The organism is Paenibacillus sp. FSL W8-0919, from assembly GCF_038003785.1.
Lineage (GTDB): Bacteria > Bacillota > Bacilli > Paenibacillales > Paenibacillaceae > Paenibacillus_AQ > Paenibacillus_AQ lactis.
The window spans coordinates 2,700,056-2,718,651 of record NZ_JBBOPV010000001.1; the positions used below are offsets into that span (position 1 = coordinate 2,700,056).

General features: G+C 53.2%; 19 protein-coding genes. 13 read left to right on the forward strand and 6 right to left on the reverse strand.

The window, feature by feature from the left end; translation table 11 throughout:
• Positions 1-384: 384 nt before the first annotated feature.
• Together NST44_RS12055 and NST44_RS12060 are read right to left on the reverse strand one after the other, a co-directional pair.
• A complete protein-coding gene (locus NST44_RS12055) occupies positions 385-1,431 on the reverse strand; it encodes an HD-GYP domain-containing protein (RefSeq protein WP_144868270.1) in 1,047 nt (348 codons plus the stop codon).
• Between the two features lie 86 nt (positions 1,432-1,517).
• A complete protein-coding gene (locus NST44_RS12060) occupies positions 1,518-2,255 on the reverse strand; it encodes a molybdenum cofactor biosynthesis protein (RefSeq protein ID WP_144868268.1) in 738 nt (245 codons plus the stop codon).
• A gap of 113 nt (positions 2,256-2,368) precedes the next feature.
• Here NST44_RS12060 and NST44_RS12065 point away from each other — a divergent pair, with 113 nt between their 5' ends.
• The 10 genes from NST44_RS12065 to NST44_RS12110 all read left to right on the forward strand — a co-directional run bounded on the left by NST44_RS12065 (position 2,369) and on the right by NST44_RS12110 (position 13,225).
• Positions 2,369-3,802, forward strand: coding sequence for a bifunctional metallophosphatase/5'-nucleotidase (locus NST44_RS12065; RefSeq protein WP_210094382.1), 1,434 nt, complete (start codon positions 2,369-2,371; stop codon positions 3,800-3,802).
• A 74-nt stretch (positions 3,803-3,876) separates the two neighbouring features.
• Entirely contained in the window at positions 3,877-4,698 is an 822-nt protein-coding gene (locus NST44_RS12070) for an undecaprenyl-diphosphate phosphatase (protein ID WP_340899589.1), read from the forward strand.
• A gap of 115 nt (positions 4,699-4,813) precedes the next feature.
• Positions 4,814-5,905 (forward strand): HD-GYP domain-containing protein, encoded by a 1,092-nt coding sequence (locus NST44_RS12075; protein ID WP_144868264.1) that lies wholly within the window; start codon positions 4,814-4,816, stop codon positions 5,903-5,905.
• Positions 5,906-5,930: 25 nt separating this feature from the next.
• Entirely contained in the window at positions 5,931-8,204 is a 2,274-nt protein-coding gene (locus tag NST44_RS12080; RefSeq protein WP_340899591.1) for an MMPL family transporter, read from the forward strand.
• 138 nt (positions 8,205-8,342) lie between these two features.
• Positions 8,343-9,482, forward strand: a complete 1,140-nt coding sequence (gene yfkAB, locus NST44_RS12085) for a radical SAM/CxCxxxxC motif protein YfkAB (RefSeq protein WP_007127373.1) — start codon at positions 8,343-8,345, stop codon at positions 9,480-9,482.
• 24 nt (positions 9,483-9,506) lie between these two features.
• Positions 9,507-10,829, forward strand: coding sequence for a hemolysin family protein (locus NST44_RS12090; protein WP_028403857.1), 1,323 nt, complete (start codon positions 9,507-9,509; stop codon positions 10,827-10,829).
• Between the two features lie 36 nt (positions 10,830-10,865).
• Positions 10,866-11,897, forward strand: a complete 1,032-nt coding sequence (gene ytvI / locus NST44_RS12095) for a sporulation integral membrane protein YtvI (protein ID WP_007127375.1) — start codon at positions 10,866-10,868, stop codon at positions 11,895-11,897.
• A gap of 158 nt (positions 11,898-12,055) precedes the next feature.
• Positions 12,056-12,277 carry a spore coat associated protein CotJA gene (locus tag NST44_RS12100; RefSeq protein WP_007127376.1) on the forward strand — a complete coding sequence of 74 codons (222 nt, stop codon included), beginning with the start codon at positions 12,056-12,058 and terminating at the stop codon, positions 12,275-12,277.
• 6 nt (positions 12,278-12,283) lie between these two features.
• Positions 12,284-12,559 carry a spore coat protein CotJB gene (locus tag NST44_RS12105; RefSeq protein WP_007127377.1) on the forward strand — a complete coding sequence of 92 codons (276 nt, stop codon included), beginning with the start codon at positions 12,284-12,286 and terminating at the stop codon, positions 12,557-12,559.
• A gap of 96 nt (positions 12,560-12,655) precedes the next feature.
• Positions 12,656-13,225: a manganese catalase family protein gene (locus tag NST44_RS12110; RefSeq protein ID WP_007127378.1), complete on the forward strand. Its 570-nt coding sequence runs from the start codon at positions 12,656-12,658 to the stop codon at positions 13,223-13,225.
• Positions 13,226-13,379: 154 nt separating this feature from the next.
• Here the strand turns inward: NST44_RS12110 and NST44_RS12115 are convergent, their stop codons facing one another.
• Positions 13,380-14,735, reverse strand: coding sequence for a sensor histidine kinase (locus NST44_RS12115; RefSeq protein WP_340899601.1), 1,356 nt, complete (start codon positions 14,733-14,735; stop codon positions 13,380-13,382).
• A complete protein-coding gene (locus NST44_RS12120; protein ID WP_007127380.1) occupies positions 14,732-15,418 on the reverse strand; it encodes a response regulator in 687 nt (228 codons plus the stop codon). Before NST44_RS12120 ends, NST44_RS12115 begins: the two co-directional genes overlap by 4 nt.
• A gap of 186 nt (positions 15,419-15,604) precedes the next feature.
• On the opposite strand from NST44_RS12120, the gene NST44_RS12125 reads away from it, so the two are divergent.
• Positions 15,605-16,009 carry a DUF6220 domain-containing protein gene (locus tag NST44_RS12125; RefSeq protein ID WP_340899604.1) on the forward strand — a complete coding sequence of 135 codons (405 nt, stop codon included), beginning with the start codon at positions 15,605-15,607 and terminating at the stop codon, positions 16,007-16,009.
• Entirely contained in the window at positions 16,006-16,209 is a 204-nt protein-coding gene (locus NST44_RS12130) for a DUF5957 family protein (protein ID WP_028403860.1), read from the forward strand. Before NST44_RS12125 ends, NST44_RS12130 begins: the two co-directional genes overlap by 4 nt.
• An 18-nt stretch (positions 16,210-16,227) precedes the next feature.
• On the opposite strand, the gene NST44_RS12135 is transcribed toward NST44_RS12130, so the two are convergent.
• A complete protein-coding gene (locus NST44_RS12135) occupies positions 16,228-16,515 on the reverse strand; it encodes a hypothetical protein (protein ID WP_232239207.1) in 288 nt (95 codons plus the stop codon).
• Between the two features lie 159 nt (positions 16,516-16,674).
• Here NST44_RS12135 and NST44_RS12140 point away from each other — a divergent pair, with 159 nt between their 5' ends.
• Positions 16,675-17,361, forward strand: coding sequence for an HAD family hydrolase (locus NST44_RS12140; protein WP_007127384.1), 687 nt, complete (start codon positions 16,675-16,677; stop codon positions 17,359-17,361).
• A gap of 103 nt (positions 17,362-17,464) precedes the next feature.
• On the opposite strand, the gene NST44_RS12145 is transcribed toward NST44_RS12140, so the two are convergent.
• Entirely contained in the window at positions 17,465-18,580 is a 1,116-nt protein-coding gene (locus NST44_RS12145) for a YheC/YheD family endospore coat-associated protein (protein ID WP_340899608.1), read from the reverse strand.
• Positions 18,581-18,596 lie beyond the last annotated feature (16 nt).

The window sequence follows — 18,596 nt, forward strand, 5'->3', positions numbered from 1 at the left end:
AGAATATAGGCTGACATCGAAGAATGGGCTGCCCGCGAGATCACAGATCTTGGGCAGCCCATCTTTCTGTTATTGCGAGGTATTCGCTGAGGCAAATATTTCTCATTTCGCGGTGGTTTCGAGTTTTTTCAGACATTGAATGTGCATCGTCGCTACTCGGACAATAAGCCTTACAAAAGAGCGGGGCTTCTCCAGGAATGCAAACCTACCAACATTCGAATAAACTGCGAGCTTGTTCCGTATATAACCGGGGAAGCCTGTGGGACGGCTTGCTTTACGATGTTTTGGCGGTAATCTGTTCTACAAATAAATTCCCCGGACGATTTGCTGTTTCAATCGCCGGGGAATTTTCGTTTATGTATATACGTAAGGCATGAGTTCATTTTAGAGCAAGATCTCCTGGATCTCGGTATCCGGTTCCTTGGACAGATCAATAAAGCGCTCTCCGGCTTGAACGAGGGGACGGAAGTAGTCCGACTGGTTATTCGCAACGATGATGCCTGATTCGCCGGTTGTCAGGACGACTTTTTTACCGATGAAATATGGAAGCATCTGCCGGATGAACGCATGAGTCGCCTTCCCGTTCAGCTTGCCGAAGCTGAGGCCGTAGAGCTCCCGCAGAACGGTCAGCAGCTGCTGCTTGGATTGATACACCCGGTTGGTCGTCATGGCGCTGTAGACATCGGCGACTGCGCAAATCTGCGCGTAGGGGTGGATCTGATCCTCGCCGATCGCTTTCGGATATCCGGAGCCGTCGCCCCGTTCATGATGCTGGAGGGCCACGGTTGCAGTGATTTTGTCCTGCGTTGATTCATAGATCATTTCGTAGCCGTAAATGGTGTGCAGCTTGACTTGCTCATATTCGTCCGGTGTCAGCTTGCCGGGTTTATCGAGTATTTCCCGGGGGATTCGGCACTTTCCGATATCATGGAGGAAGCCGGCTTTGCCGATGTCATACGCTTCCTGCTCAGAATAGCCCATCCATTCGGCGATATAATAGGACAGCATTCCAACTTGAATGGAGTGGCGGTAGGTGTAATCATCCTTGCCATTAAACAGAAGCAGGAGAGAAACCACGTCCTTCTGTTCGCTGAGCGAGTCGACGAGCGGATGAAAGGTGTCGTCGACGACGGATTCATTAAACTTTCCCGTCATTGCCGCTTCCTCGAACATGGATCTGCACCCGTCGAACGCGAGATTGAACTGCGGTTGAACCTGTCGGAACGATTCCGAGATATCGGATAGCAGCTCGATGGATTCTGCAAGCTGGCGGGGGGAAATATCGATATAATCGATGCCGTGCTGAAGGAGCTTGGATATGTCCTCCATGCGCAGAATCGTTCCTTTGCGAAGAACATGAACGCCGTTACTGTTGAATGCATCTTGTTGGATGTGATCGCCGGGTCTCAGGTCCGTGACATGTACTCTCAAATCATTGCACCTCTTGCCCTTATATAAATGAAAAGTTAAGACCATCTTAGCAAGAAAATTATGGTTTTACAATGATTGAATAAGTCTTATAGCCTAGCAGTCGGGTCCCATGGGCCAGTTTGCGGGCCTTTCCATTCGGAGCCGTCATCCCAGATTTCCTTTTTCCAGATCGGGACGGTTCGCTTCAGCTGCTCGATGGCATACCTGCTTGCTTCATAGCAGTCGTTTCGATGAGGCGAAGAGACGGCAATGACCACGCTGGTTTCACCAATATCGACTGTGCCAATGCGGTGGGAAATCGCGCATAAGGTGCCAGGCCACTGATTGGAAATGTCTCGACAAATTTGCTGCAATTCTTTTAGCGCCATGGGGATATAGGCATCATACTCTAGCGTAACCGTTCGTTGCTCTCCGGTCATCTCCCGGGTCGTGCCGATAAAAGAGAGCGTTGCGCCATGGTTGGCATCATGGACCTTCGCCACGGTCTCCTCGACCGAGAGCTTCTCGGACGTGATCAGACAAGTTCCATCGGGGGACTGAGCGCTTCTGCAGCGCTGCTCCCCGGCACCGTCTCCGCCGGATACAGGCGGAATCAGAGCAACCTCATCCCCTGACTGAATAAGCTGATCCTCCAACGCATATTCTTGATTGATTGCTACGAACGAAACCGCGATCTGCTGTGCGGCGTCCGGGTAAGCGTCGCTAAGCTTGTGCTTTAATTCTCCGGCTGTAATCGGAAGGGCGGGTACGGAAAACGCAAGCGAAGCGGAACCGATTCGATCGGCCAGCCCCGCGAATAATAGGATCGGAATAGTCGTCGACATTTTGCATCACCTCATAATTCTTCTGGGCTACAATATACCATATTCCTCGTCAAAATGTTATGCTTGAAAGACCGGAAAATCACGTGATACGAACATGGGAGGAGGCCGCCTGAATGCTGAAGAAGAGCCATGACCAGAAGCTTACAATCCTGTATACAAATGATATACATAGTCATTTTGAAATGATGAGTAGCGCGGCGGCTATTATTTCCCGGGAAAGAACGGCCGCGCAAGGCCCGGTGCTGGTGCTTGATATAGGCGACCATATGGACAGAGCCGCTGTCGAGACGGAAGGCTCGATGGGACAGGCGAACGTGGATATTATGAATTTGACAGGATACGACGCAATTACCATCGGCAACAATGAAGGGCTTACCTTTCCGGCGGATGTGCTGGAACATCTATACGCCGGTCTTCAATGTCCCGTCGTCTGCTGCAATATCCGCGAGACCACGAGTGGTGCCCCCCCACGCTGGATGAAGCCGAGCATCGTCGTTGAGAAGGAAGGCATCCGGGTGGGAATCACCGGTGCGACGGCTGCTTTCGCGGGGTTTTATCAGCTGCTGGGCTGGGAGGCTTCCGACCCGGATCAAGCGATCGCGGAGCAGGTACGGCTGCTGTCGGATCGATGCGATCTCGTCATTGTACTGTCGCACCTCGGTTTAACGACGGATAAACGATTGGCGGAAAACATTGAAGGCATCGATATTATTTTGGGCGGTCATACCCATCATGTGCTCGAGGACCCGCTTGTCATCGGTGGCACCGTCATATGCGGTGCCGGAAAATTCGGGAATTATGTCGGTCGGCTAGTCATGGAGCGGAGCAGTGAGAATGATCGATTTATGAGCAGGGAAGGGCTGCTGCTTTCCGTGGATCAAGCGCTGATTGAGCCGATTGTCGAGCAGGCGATTATGCGGCATCATGAACTGGCCGAGCAGCGGCTGCAGGAACAGGTAGCGGTCATTGACCGCAAGCTTCCGATCCATTACGAAGAGGAATCGCCATTTGCGAATCTGCTCGCCCAGGCGGTGCTGCACCATACGGGAGCCGAGTTTGCCATCGTTAATTCCGGGCAGCTGCTCGGACCGCTTCCGAAGGGTGAAATCAGCGCCGGCATGCTGCACAGTCTGTGCCCGTCCCCGATCAATCCCTGCGTCGTAACTCTGCGTGGAGAGCATATTTATCAGGCGCTGGAAGAGAGCCTGCTTCTGGAGTTTAACAACAAGAAGATTACGGGGTTCGGATTTCGCGGTTATATATTGGGCTGTTTGGCAGTGGACGGACTACAGGTTCATTATGATCCATCGGGATTGCCTTACCATAAAATCACAAGCATTACGCTGGGCGGACAGCCGCTCGAGCGTACACGGGAATACAGGGTAGGCACGCTGGACATGTTCACGTTCAAGATCGGCTATGAAACACTGGCTCTTGGTACGGACACGGCTTATATGCTTCCGGAATTTATCCGGGATTTGCTTAGGGAAGAGCTGTCAAGACCCGGATCGCTTGACGAGACGCTTGTTCCCCGCTGGATATCCTGAACATCTCCTTCGACTAACTTCCTTTGGCCGAGCATACATATGAGGAGGACAAAGGTTAAAGGAAGGGGATGGACATGGATTTTCTTACATCCATCATATTGGGAATTGTAGAGGGCTTCACCGAATTCATCCCGGTATCCTCTACGGGGCATATGATTTTAACGGCAAAGATGCTCGGATATGACGATCAGACGCCCATCATGAAGACGTTCGAGGTGGTCATCCAATTGGGAGCCATATTGGCGATCGCGATCGTCTACTGGAACCGTATCCTTACACTGCTTGGATGGAGCCGCAGCGAGCCGATTGCCAAGGCAGCGCCGAAGAGACTGAATCTGATCCACGTTTTGTTGGGGATTGCCCCGGCGCTGCTTGTTGCCTATTTCGCAAGAGATTTCATCAAAAGCCTGTTCCATGCTCAGACCGTTTTGTTTGCGCTTGTCGCAGGGGGCATTTTTATGATTTTCGCGGAGTGGTACAATAAACATAAAGCTCGATTGACCGCTGAAGATGTGGATGATATGACGTACAAGCAGGCGTTTTTGATCGGTTTGTATCAGATTATATCCGTATTGTGGCCGGGGTTTTCCAGGTCGGGCTCCACCATCGCCGGAGGCATGATCAGCGGTGTCAGCTACAAGGCTTCGGCTGACTTTTCGTTTCTGATTGCAATTCCGATTATGTGTGCCGCGTCCGGCTATGAGCTGCTGGATTCTTACCGAAACTTTACGTCGGACACGATCGGCGTATTTATTGCAGGTTTTATTGTTTCGTTTGTTGTCGCTTATTTTGTTGTCTTGGCCTTTATGAAGCTTATACAGAAGATCCGGCTTACGCATTTTGCGATTTACCGTTTTGTTCTGGCTGCCGTATTCTGGCTGTTTATTATGCACTAATATACAGAATAAAGAACAGGTTAAGCCTAAACCATCCGGTTTTTACGTACAGCACCCTGTAAAGGCCAGGCGCATAAATCCCATACGTGTGACGAATAGCAGAGGAAGTGACGGATTGCGTCTAATACCTATTGATGCGTTGAAGCCGGGAATGGTAATTGGTAAAAAAATATATAACAGTGACGGTCTGGTGCTGCTGTCCGAAGGTGTGGAGTTGACGGATCGCCTGATCCGCCGTCTTGGCGGGCTGGAGATCAGTTATGTGTATATCCAGGATGCGATGACAGAGGATATCGTGGTACAGGAGCTGCTGTCGGAAGAAACACGGCTCAGGGCCATTCAGTCAATCCGGAGCAATTTCAAAAAATTGGAGAGTCGTCCGGATCTGGGAGGAAGCTTTCTCCATCTGGGAAAGGCCTTTTCCGGCGTCATGGAAGCGATAATGGATGAACTGTCGGAGCACGAGGAATGTATGGTGCTGCTGACCGATATGAACACCAATGATTACAATTTGTATCGCCATTCATTAAACGTATGCTTGTATACGACGGTGCTGGGCTTATCCTTCGGTTACAGCCGTGAGGAGCTCCGGGTGCTGAGTCTCGGGGCACTCCTCCATGATATAGGCAAGACCAGAATATCCCAGTCGCTGCTGCAGCGGCCGGGACGTCTGAGTTTGGAGGAGTTTCGCGAAGTACAGAGACATACGGAGCTCGGTTATCAGATTCTAAAGAACGAGCCCAACATTCCGCTAATGGCGGCGCACTGCGCGCTCTCCCACCATGAACGCCTGGACGGCAGCGGCTACCCCCGCGGGTTGAAGGGACCGGAAATTCACGATTATGCCAAGTGGGTTGCAATCGCCGATTCCTATGATGCCATGACGACACAGCGGGTATACAAGCCCGCGCTGCTGCCGCATCATGCGGCAGAAGTGATGTATACCGGGTCGGGGACGCTGTATGAACAGAAATTTCTCGAAGTGTTCCGGGATCGGGTCGCGATATACCCACCCGGGATCACCGTGAAGCTCCACACAGGGGAGAGCGGGGTTGTCTCCAAGGTTCATCCCCATGTACCGCACCGTCCGGTCGTTCGGGTGCTAACGGATGCAGAAGGGGTGCCGCTAGCCGCGCCTTATGAAGTGGATTTGTCCAAAACACTGGCCGTCATGATTGCCGGTATCGGACAAGCTAACGTGGACTGATTATTGTTAACTAGGAGGTAGACTCGTGAGACAGGATAGCCACCCGACACCGCTGTATAGATGGGGGCAGCAGATTTACCGCTGCCGTAAAGCCATTGTTCTTGCCTGGTTGGCTTTGTTTTGCGTGCTGCTTCCGTTTGCGCTCAAGCTCCCTTCCATACTGGAGCATAACGGTTTTACGCCGAAGGACAGCCCTTCACAGGTCGGGCTCGAGAAGCTTGAAGAGGGGCTCGGACTGTCTGCGGCGTCCCTCGATATTGTAGTGGTAAGCAGGACGAAAGAGAATTTGACGGCCGGGACGGCGCAGAAGCGAATTTTGGAGGAGCTGGCGCCGCTGCGGTCACTTCCGTATGTTAGGGATATCTATATGAATACGTCCTCACGCCAAACCGGCGAGGACCATATCGTTGCGGTGAAGGTGCTTCTGAATCTGGACGCGTCGGAAGCGCTCCGGCGATTTGGGGAGATCCGCAGTAACGTGCCCGACATTGTCGGTGCAGACGCTTATATTACCGGGAATACCGCCGTATTCGCCGATATGAATGAGGCCGTGAAGAGCGATATTATCCGGGCGGAAATCATCGGCATTCCTGCTGCGCTGCTAATCCTTCTAGTGGTCTTTGGCACATGGACGGCTGCAGTTCTCCCGCTGATCGCCGGGCTGGTGAGCGTCGCGACCACGATGGGAGCTTTGTATTTCCTGGCGCTGGCGGACGGGTCGATCAGCAATTTTCTGCCGAATGCCGTTACGATGCTGGGATTGGCCGTGGGCATTGATTATGCATTGCTTATTGTTAGCCGTTTCAAGGAAGAGCTCAGGAACGGGGACGTGGAGAAGGCCCTGGCGATTACCTGCGCGACAGCCGGAAAAGCGGTGATGTTCTCCGGGGGAGCCGTTCTGATCGGATTTGCGGCGATGAGCTTTATTGATCTGCCGATTTTCCGCTCCTTCAGCATCGGAGGCATTACGGTCGTGGTCGTATCGGTTCTTGCCGGTAATACGCTCCTGCCGGCGCTGCTCGGTATTCTGGGAGAACGAATCCACGCCCTGCCCCTCCTTCCGAAAAGATATAGATCGCGCCGTGAAGTTGTCCTTCCGTCCGGGTTCTGGCGAAATGTCTCCCGATTTGTGATGGCACATCCTGTCATCATCTCCGTAGCTGTTATCGCGCTGCTGTTGGCAGCCATTTATCCGGTAAGAAACATGAATATCGCCATTCCGGCTGCCGAGGTGCTGCCGCCGAAATATGAATCCCGATACGGCAATGATTTAATGACGCGCGCATACGATGTACGCGAGTTGAACTCCATTGTGGTTGCAGCTGAGCTTCCGGCCGCCTATGACGATCCCCAAAGCATCCGCGCGTTAAAGGCTTATACGGACGAAGTGCGGATGATGCCTGGTGTTAAACAGGTTGACAGCTATCTGAGCATCGGCCGGGGATCGGAAGAGAAAGTGGCGAAATATTTGTCCCGTGCGGATATCCGGGAGCAGCTGGAGCAGTACCGGCTGGTTCGTGATAAGATGGCGGTTGTAGCCGTAGTCCCGGAATACGGGGAGGCGCATGCATTGACGGCTCAGCTTGTCCGGGATCTGAGAATGATGGATACGCCGGGTCTGGTGACGCATGTTACCGGAAGCCCGGCTTATAAGCTTGATATTATGAACAAGATGCAGGAACACATTGTGCTTGTGCTGGGCTTTGTATTTGCCGTGACGTATGTGATTCTGCTGATCGCATTTCGCTCCGTGCTGCTCCCTCTTAAGGCGAGCCTGATGAATATGCTCAGCCTTGGGGCAGGGCTTGGGGTCGTGGTGTGGGTGTTCCAGGAGGGAATCGGTGCGGATTGGCTCGGGGTATCTTACACGGGAACGATTTTCGCCCTGCTGCCGATTCTGATCTTTTGCGTAGTCTTCGGCATCTCCATGGATTACGAGGTCATGATGATCTCCCGCATTATGGAGAATTATGAGCGCACGGGGGATAACGAATACAGCACAGCCGAAGGTCTTGAGAGCACGGGAGGATTGATTACGAGCGCGGCCCTGATTCTTGCCGTGGTCGTGGGCGCATTTATTTTTACGGACAATGAAGTTATGAAAGCGATCGGGCTCGGGCTGACGGTTGCGGTGCTTCTGGACGCGACCATCATTCGGGTGCTGCTCGTACCGGCGTTTATGAAGCTGCTCGGGAAGGCCAACTGGTGGAGCCCGCGTTGGCTGCTGCCGAGGAGGATGGCAGTAACGACTGCGGAGGACCCGCTGGAGCCGGGGCCGGAACAGAAACCAGCCCAATAACGATACAGGTACATGCAGAGACCTTCTATACAGATATGCTATAATCATATAATGAACCATGAACTGTCAGCCGTCCGGGTACATAAAGACGTTGTATCTGATTGAACCGGTAATTCAAAGAAATAAGGTGAGTAAACCATGAGTAATACAGCACAGCCAACACCACCGGCCCTAAGGCCGATTTCGCCGAGTTATGATCCGTGGGATCCCATTACATCCTTGCGTCAGCATGGCAAGCATGTGCTGACCAGCGTGGAAATGACCGTAACCCATCTATGCAATATGCGGTGCGAGCACTGTGCCGTGGGGGATATGCTGGTGATGAAGGAAGCGCCGATGCTGCCGCTCGATATGATGCTAAAGCGGCTGGATGAGGTGGAGCATCTGCAGACGATCAGCCTGACAGGCGGCGAACCGGCTTTTCTTGGCAAAACGGTGGATGATGTGATCGTGCCGCTCCTTAAATATGCGAGAGAACGGGGGATCCGAACGCAGATCAACTCCAATCTGACGCTGGATATCAGCAGATATGAAAAAATGCTGCCCTATCTGGATGTCATGCATATCTCCTTCAACTACTTAAACGGAGATGATTTCTACGAGGTCGGTTTTGCAAACAGCGCTCGTCCGGTCTCCAAGGAGACAGCATATCGTATGTATGATACGATGCTTCTTAATTCGGAGAAGCTGAGTGATGCGGGGATGTATATATCCGCCGAATCGATGATTAACTATCGAACCCATCAGAAGCTGGGCGGAATTCACAAGCTGATCAAGGAGATGGGCTGCAAGCGGCATGAGGTGCATCCGATGTATGCTTCGAATTTTGCATCCTCGCTCCCGGTCTTGTCGCTGGCCGATACGAAGGCAGCCATACACGGCTTGCTGGACGCGCGCGATCCCGACATTTGGATGCTGTTCGGAACGCTGCCGTTCTTTGCTTGCAGCTCGGATGAGGATGATCAGGCATTGCTTCGACGTCTCCGCACGGAGCGCAATGTTACGGTCCGGAACGATCCGGACGGGCGCAACCGGGTAAACGTGAATTTATTCTCAGGTGACGTATACGTGACGGATTTTGCTGATATTCCGGCTTTTGGTAATATTAAAGGACAGAGGCTTGATGACATCTTTGAAGCATGGTCGACGGGGCACCCGCTGAATCAGACCGTAAACTGCCATTGCGATGCGGTAAGCTGCTGCGGGCCGAACCTGCTGGTGGCGGACATGTATTACCGGGGTGTCGACTTCAAGTCCAGAAAAGCAAAGACTAACTAGAATCCGGAAAGAAGGCGTATCATCATGACAGAGGGATTTGAGGTCGGGAAACTGATTTTGAATTTGCTCTTGGTATTACTGCTAGTACTGCTGAACGGCGTGTTCGTGGCTGCCGAGTTTTCATTAGTCAAAATGCGGCAGTCGCGGCTAACCCAGCTCGTAAGCGAAGGGAACAGGCTTGCCGGCTTTGCGCTAAAGGTCAATCAGAAGCTGGACGCCTATCTGTCGGCTACGCAGCTGGGGATCACGCTCACCTCGCTGGGTCTCGGATGGATCGGAGAGCCTGCGATATCGGAGCTTCTTGTCGCCCCGATCATGCACAGCATAGGGTTTACGGATGAACGAGTCATCACCACGATCTCGGTTGCGGTCGGCTTCTGCATCATCACGTTCCTGCATATTGTATTAGGGGAGCTTGCGCCGAAATCGCTGGCCATTCAGAAAACCGAAGGCACTGCGCTGATTCTGTCGGCGCCGCTGCTTTGGTTTTACCGGATCTTTTTGCCCGTGATCTGGGTGCTTAATGCATCGGCGAACCGCATCTTGAAGCTGGTCGGAATCGAGCCTGCCAGCGAGGCGGAGGCTGCGCACTCGGAAGAAGAGATCCGCATCCTGATGAACGAGAGCGCGAAGAGCGGCGTTATCGACCAGAATGAGATGCAGCTGATGGACAACCTGTTCGATTTCTCCGATTTGAAGGCCCGTGAAATCATGCTGCCAAGAACCGACATGATCTGTCTGTTCACGAATTACTCCCTAGAAGAAAATCTGCGAATTATCACCGAGACGAAACATTCCCGCTATCCGGTCGCAACCGACAACAAGGACCGCATTATCGGATTCGTCCACATTACCGATCTTCTGCTGGCCGAGCCTGACAAGCAGCGCAATCTTGCGGCGCTGGTCCGACCGATTATGGACGTTTCCGAGTCGATGGAGATCAGCCAGGTTCTGCGCCAAATGCAAGCCAGACACGAGCAGATGGCCCTTGTCGTGGATGAATACGGAGGAACGGCAGGGATTCTGACCGCCGAGAAGATTCTTGAGGAGATCGTCGGGGACTTGTATGATGAGTTTGAGGACGAGCGCCCGGAAGTGGAAGTGCATGACCATTATATCTCCGTAGATGGACGCATGCTTATTGAGGACGTGAATGATTTGACAGGGCTCTCGATTGAAGAGCAGAATATCGACTCCATCGGCGGTTGGCTGTTCAACGAGCTGGAAGGCAACCCCGTCGTAGGGAGGAAAGCAACGTTTGACGGCGTTGTGTTTGAAGTCGAGGAGTCTACCCGTCTGCGCGTAACCCGAGTCATTATTCATCAGAAGCCGGAGGGCAGTCTCTGATAGCACGGCTAGATTCTATGGATTAGGAAGTGGACTATGTCGATTAAGCAGCTGATATTTATCGCGCTGGGGCTCTTGTTATTGTACGGTATGTTTACGGTGGGAGCGCCGTTTTTACTGGCGATCGTCATTGCGATTTCCCTGGAGCCGCTCAATCGGCTCCTGATCAATCGGCTTCGATTCAAGCGCCTGGCTGCAGTGACGGTGACAAGCACGCTGTTCCTGCTGCTCCTGCTTGCACTCGCGTATTTGATCGGAGTGCAGGTGTTCAGCCAGCTCGTCGAGTATTGGAGCCGGGCACCGCAATATTTTGAAAGTGCGAACGAGTTTTTGCAGCATACGATTATTCAAGCACAGGACGCGTTAAACGGCATTTCGCCAGGGCTGGCGGACAGCCTGACACAGTTTATGTCGAATATTTCATCTTATGTCCAGTCGCTGGTCAACTCGGTATCTTCGGCCTTTTTGTCCTTCGCCAAGTCCTTGCCGAATCTGTTTGTCACGTCCATCGTATTTTTTGTCGCTGTGTATATGTTCGCCTACAGCCTGGACACGATGCGCGAAAAAGTACTGTCTCTGTTTGACGAGTCGTCCCAGTCGCAGGTGAATGAAGTGCTGCTCAGCTTGAAAAAATCCATTTTCGGATTTTTAAGGGCACAGCTTATCCTCAGCTTGTTCACATATGTCATTACATTGCTCGGACTATTGGTGCTGGGGATCAATTACCCGCTCGCCATTGCGCTCCTGGTTACGATTGTCGATATCCTTCCGATTCTCGGCGTCGGCTCCGTCTTGGTGCCGTGGTCGATCTACCAGCTTGTCGTGGGGGATATCTTTACGGGAGTCGGCCTTATCCTTCTATTTATCCTGATTACGGTCATTCGCCGGGTACTGGAGCCGAAGGTGATCGGGGATGCCGTGGGCATCGGCGCATTGCCTGCGCTGATCAGCATGTATGTCGGCTTTAAGCTGGTCGGCGTGATCGGGTTCTTTATCGGCCCGCTCGTTATCATTATTTACGCCGCTATGCGCAAGGCCGGCTTGTTCCAAATTAAAATCAAGTTTTGACACAGCTGCACCAATAGACAACCCTTTTCGCGGTAATTTTTCGCGGGAAGGGTTTTTTTGTCATTTTGAAGTTCATTTTCTGGGCGATTGACATATGTTAATTACGAAGAACCCTATAAGAAGAACCGCTACCGTAAATAGAGAAGGAGGTATCCCCTTTGAAGGCAAATCCAGAGGAGCGTGTATATTCCGTATTCCATTCCCCGTTTGATCCTTGCCCCCCCAAACCGTACAGAACGTATGTCGTGCCGGTCAATCAATTTATTGTCTTTCAACCGCCGGGCCTGCCGCAGTTCAGTCCTGCCGAGGCGTTAAGGCATGGAACGCTGTGGCCCGCACTGTACAGTCCGTACACATCACGTAAATTTAAAGGAGAGTGAAAGGCCGTGACTGATGGAAGACCTCAGGCCGGAGATCCGAAGTACTACGAATTGCTGGAGCAGCTGCAGGCATTGGACTTTGTCCTTGTCGAGCTGAACCTGTACCTAGACACCCATCCTGATGATCTTAAAAGCATTGAACAGTTCAATAAGCTGACACAGGAGCGAACGATCCTCGCGAAGCATTTCCAGGAGTTGTACGGACCACTCCAGAATTTTGGCCGTGCTTACTCCAAATATCCGTTCGAATGGGCTCAAGGGCCATGGCCTTGGCAGGTGTAGGAGGGTATACCAACGGGCTGCAGCCGATGGTGTGCCGATTGTTGCATGCAGCCCGTAGAAACGCGTAGAGCTAATGAAGGAGGCGTAAAAGAGTCCATGTGGGTATATGAGAAGAAGCTTCAATATCCGGTGCGGGTAAGTAAATGCGATCCGAGAATGGCGAAATTTCTGATCGAACAGTACGGAGGAGCGGACGGAGAGCTTGCAGCGGCGCTGCGTTATCTCAATCAGCGTTATACCATCCCGGATAAGGTGATCGGCTTGCTCAACGATATCGGGACGGAGGAATTTGCCCATCTGGAGATGATTGCCGCGATGGTGTTCAAGCTGACGAAGGATGCGACCGTGGAGGAGCTTGAGGCGGCAGGTCTCGGCGCACACTATGCGAATCATGACAATGCACTGTACTATGAGAACGCAGCCGGGGTTCCTTGGACCGCAAGCTATATTCAGGCCAAGGGTGATCCGATCGCCGATTTGTATGAGGATATTGCGGCGGAAGAGAAAGCGCGCGCTACATATCAGTGGCTCATCGATATGACAGATGATGTGGATTTGCAGGACAGTCTTAAATTTTTGCGTGAGCGCGAAATTATCCACTCGATCCGGTTCCGTGAAGCGGTGGAAATCATTAAGGATGACCGGGCGACCAAGAAAATCTTCTGAGGATAGGGCTGCATGCAGGGTATGAACAGAACGCAAAAGACAGGCCGGAGGGCAAATATGCCCCTCATGCAGCCTGTCTTTGTCATGTGCATAGCGTTAGCGGTATTTTCTTAGACGATGCCACCAGTCTCAAAGCCCAACTGAATCAATCCGGTCAGCTGGCCGGGTGGAGATAGGGCAAGCTGACTTTGAATGTCGTCCCGCGTCCGAGCCGGCTCTCCACCTCGATGGCCCCGCCATGGGAGTCAACCAGCTCCTTGGCGATTGCAAGCCCCAGCCCCATGCCGCCCTGGTGACGGGCGCGCGCTTGGTCGGTACGGTAGAAGCGATTAAAGAGATACGGAAGATGTTCCTCGTCAATCCCCGGGCCCGAATCCCGGATATCGATACGAAGCCGCTTCGAGTCCTCGTCTTCATGAAGCGAAACGTAGATGTCCCCGCCTTCTGGCGTGTACCGGATCGCGTTGATCAGAAGATTCAGAAATACTTGGGTGATCCGGTTCGGATCGACCGGAACCGTCGTATTGGCCGTAGTGCTCGTGAATCGTACAACCAAAGCCTTGTCCTCGGTTTCGGGCGAGATCCGTTCGATAAGCCGCTGCAGCAGCTTGGTCATATCACAAGGCTTCACGTCCAACGGGAGCTTGCCTGCCTCCGCAAGGGACAGCTGATGCAGATCACCTACCAGACGGGTCAGTCGAATCAACTCGTCTTGAACCGGAAGCAGGCCTGTAGGCTCGATCGGTTGTCCGGACTGCTGCAGAAGATCGAGCTTGCCGCGGACGATGGTCAGCGGGGTGCGAAGCTCGTGGGCGACATCCGCAACCAAATTGCGGCGGACAACCTCGGCCTGCTTCAGCTTGGAGGACATGCCGTTAAAGGCAAGCGCCACCTTTCCGTATTCATCCTTCGAGACAACCGGAGCCTGGATGCCGTATTCGCCTTGGCCCAGGCGGTCAATGAACGGGATCAGCGCCCGAAGCGGCGACGTCAGCCTTCTGGATATCCAATAGGCTGCACCGAGTGACAGCAGCACGAACAAGAGCGCGCCGCCTCCCAGCAAAATCGCGATGGAGGTCGGCGTACCGATCCGCAGCTTGGTCAGATTGGCCACATCCGTATCATAGTAATAGAGCTTCCCGATGAGCTTTCCGTCGGCCGTAAGCTCCCGCATGACGCCCAGGTTCCGGATCAGTTTTGGCTGGGCTGTCCCTTGGTGAAGCAGTAAGGTTTGGTCCGGCGATACGAGCAGAATGCTTTCCTGGTGACCGGTTTTCCGCACGGGCTCCTGCGCGCTTGCCTCGGTCTCTACACCGGCGAAGCTCCCCCCGTTCTCTGTATAGTAACGTGTCAGGCTCTCCGATATTTCCAAGAGCTCCTCCTTGCGGGAAAGCTGCAGCATCACGTCCATGGAGTCGCGTATTACGATATAGGTCAGCATCACGAATACCGCGCTCATCCCTACGATGAACGAAGCAATGACGAAGAAGATTTTACGTCCTGCGCTCATGGCTGCTCAAACCGATAGCCGAATCCGTATACGGTTTTAATATAGACGGGGGCTGCCGGGTCATCCTCGATCTTTTTACGAATCCGGCTGATATGGGCATCCGCGGTTCGCTCGTCATTGTAGATGTCATCTTCACCTGCCGCTTGCAGCAGCTGCAGTCTGCTGTATACGACCTCCGGCCTTGCAGCGAGGGTAAGCAATATTTTGAACTCGGTCGGCGTCAGTTGCAGCTCCCTTCCGCCCTTCCACACGCGGCACGAGGATTCCGAGATTGTGAGCTCTCCCCGTACCAGCTTGTCTTCATGCACCATGTCCTGCTGATCCATTCGGCGCAGCACCGATCGAATTCTGGCCGCAAGCTCCCGTAAGGAAAACGGCTTCGTCACATAATCGTCTGCGCCGACCTCCAGCCCGATCAATTTATCCGTCTCCTCGATCCGGGCCGTCACCATAATAATACCGACCCGGCTCGTTTTTCGAAGCTCCCGGCATACCTCGATCCCGCTCATTTCCGGCAGCATCCAGTCCAGGATGACCAGGGACGGCTTAAACTGCTTGGCTTTGTCAAGCGCTTCTTTCCCGGAGGCAGCCGTTATAATCCGAAATCCCTCCTGGCGGAGGAAGGGCTCCATAAACTCGATAACCTTGCGTTCGTCATCCACGAGCAGCAGCGTGTGCGACATTGTGCGTTTCCCCTCCTATGTTGAGCCAATGGTAGGCGTAACCTTGATTTTCCCCCATTATATACGGTTTCCAGCCGACTTTGGAAAATTTCACGCAACCCGCAACGGATCGTCACAGGTTCGCAACATGACGGTGATAGGATGATGGCATGAATCATACCGATGATCAAGAAAAGGAGCAGGATGATGAAGGAAAAAGTGGTTTCAAAGGGAAGGGAGACCTTCTTTGGCGGGACGTTCGTCGGATTGGCCTGGCTGCTTACGGTCTGTATCGCGGTTCAAACCTTGCTTGCAGGTCTGGCGCTGTTTCGTGATGGATCGATGTGGAGAAGCCATGTCATGTTTGTTCATATCTTTGAGATCGTGCCGCTGCTCATGCTGATCGCCGGATTCGCGGGGAGCATGGCGGCTCGTTACAAGTGGAGCTCGCTGGCGCTGCTTTTGCTCGTTTTCGCACAGTATTTCACGGCCAATGTTCCGGCAGCAGGGGCATTGCACCCTGTCATGGCGATCTTCATGTTCTGGCTTTCGGTAGAGACGGCTCGCGCTGCCAGACGAAGCCTGCGAAGGGGGAAGGAGACCGGGACATGAGAGGCTTTCCGCTTCTAATCATGGCCTTGGCTTGCGGGTTTGCAGGAGGTGCCGCATTGAATCATATGATTGCGATTGCCGGCAGCCTGCTCTTCGAAAGCGATATGCACCTGCCTCGAGGGCTGGGCTTTCTGCCGATGATTACATCGATTCTGTGTGCAGTCACCGTCATGGTCTGGCAGCCGGGCAGGAAGAAATGAATCGGCAAACGAAGGGGGTCATCCCTCTACAGCAAGCGACACCCATACCAGCAAAGCATACACCAGCAGAGGGAGTGCGATCCCAGCAGTCATCAGGAGCCAGATGAACGGGGTTCGAACCATCTCGCCTACAACCTGCAGAGGACTGCGGATATAACGTTCTTTGCGAAGACGGCTGATCATCTTCTTCAAGATGGCGGCCTGTTCGTCTTGTTCGTAGCGGCTAAGCTCCTTCAGCAGCTCCGATTCCAGATTGTGAATGTGCTGGGTCTGGGAAGATTCGTTCGGCAAGGACATCTTCTTCATCCTTTCGTTATTCCTCTATAGGTTATAACCACAACAAGTCCTTTGTAGTTACGATTTTTTTATGCCGTGCGCAAGAAATGTCGTTTGCAGTTGAGAATGCCTTCCTTTATGATGAGGGGAGACAGAGACAAATCATAGGAGTGAAAGGAAGGACCAGACTTGGAAAAAACCGCAACGTTGATCAAACCGGAAGCGATGATTTTCGACATGGACGGAACCCTGTTCCAAACGGAGACGCTTTTGCTGCCCGCCTATCACAAGCTGTTCGACATTTTGCGTGAAGAGGGCCATTACGAAGGCGAAACGCCGGATGAGGAGCTCATGCTCAGCTGCCTGGGGATGCTCCTTCCGGATATTTGGAAGAAAGTCCTGCCAAGCGGTACGCCGGAGGCTCACCGGAGGGCGGACGAGCTGCTGCTTCAGCTGGAGCTTGAAGGCTTGGAGAATGAGGCCGCGGTTCTGTACCCTGGCGTTAAGGAAACGCTGGAGGAGCTGCACCGCCGCGGCGTCCGGCTGTTCGTGGCCAGCAACGGACTGGAGCATTATGTGAAAGGCATTGCCGAAGCAAGAGGAATCATGCCGCTTTTTGAAGGAATATACAGTGCAGGCGAGCATCAAACATCGACGAAGGTCGACCTTGTTAAACTGCTGCTCGATCAGCATGACATCGGACATGCTTGGATGGTCGGCGACCGTTCATCCGATGTTGAGGCAGGCAAGGAGAACGGACAGACGGTCATCGGCTGTCACTATGCCGGATTCGGAGCGGATCAGGAGCTAAAGGGAGCGGATGTTGTCATCCATTCGTTCTCACAGCTGCTCCGTCTGCACGATCAGGCGGAGTAAGACGGACGATGAATCGAAACAAAAAGGCTGTTTCCAAGAGAGTCTTCTTGGACAACAGCCTTTTTGCCGTTCTGCTATTGCTCAATGTCCGCATGATATCCGGTTAAGCATTCTTTGCCGCTTTTCTGTGGTTGTATACATACAGCGCATATTCAAGCGGTCTCACGATGGATACGCGGTAAGCTTCCAGATCTCCGACCTGCGAGAACACTTCCCGGGAAGGCTTCGGGTTGACCTCGATCAGAAGGACTCTGCCCGATTTATCGACCGCCAAATCGAGGGCGATCTCGCACAGTCCCCCGTACTGACCGTCGAGAAATTGCGCGATGTCCACTCCCAGCTGACCGGCATCCTCCCGGACCTTGAGCCGTTTGGCCGGATCCGAGATCCACTTCTCCAGCAGCTCCTCCATCATGGCGGCACGGCCGCCGCCGTGCAGATTGGAGGTTACGCTTTTTGGCGGCCCGACGCGCCCGACGCAGCCGGTCACTTCCCACTGGCCGGATCCGTTTTTCTGAACGAGCATCCGGTAGTCATGCACCCGGCCGTCCGGGAGCTCCAGATGGAGTCCCTCCTGAACCAGGTATCGGTCCTTCACGCCCCAGCCTGACAAGTATTGGCCAAGAAAACCTGAGGGCATCCGCTTCGGCTTGATGATGGTGCGGTTGGCGTTACGGCCGCGGACTTCATAGGTGCCGGGGACCCCGGGAATGTGGGAAATCTTCAGTATGCCGCGTCCGCCGGTGCCGTTGATCGGTTTAAAATAGACCGTATCATGTTCCTTCAGCATTCGGTGGACGTCATTCACGCTCTGTACGATCCGCGTATCCGGCAGATGCGGGCGGAAACGCTTCTTCGTATATAAAATCTGATGAATGGTCCATTTGTTCCGAAGGGGCCGATTGAGAAACAGCAGATGCCTGTAGCGCGCGCGGAACCGCAGCAGCTGCTGGAAGCGGGCGCTTTTTTGAATACGGCATCGGTCGAAGATCATATGCGGAAACGGCCGCCATCTGCGGCCCCACCTGCGGGATGTTGGATCATATTCCATGGCGTTGATCAAGCCTTGCGCCGAATTGACGTCCGCGGGGGTGAACACAAATAGATCGAGCCCGAGCGATTTCCCTTCCTTGATCATATGCTCGTAGATATGCCGCTCTTCCAGTCTTTTTCGGTCATCGAGGTAAAGCGTCATGATTCCTAAGACAGGTTTGGACACAAAAATTCACCTTCTT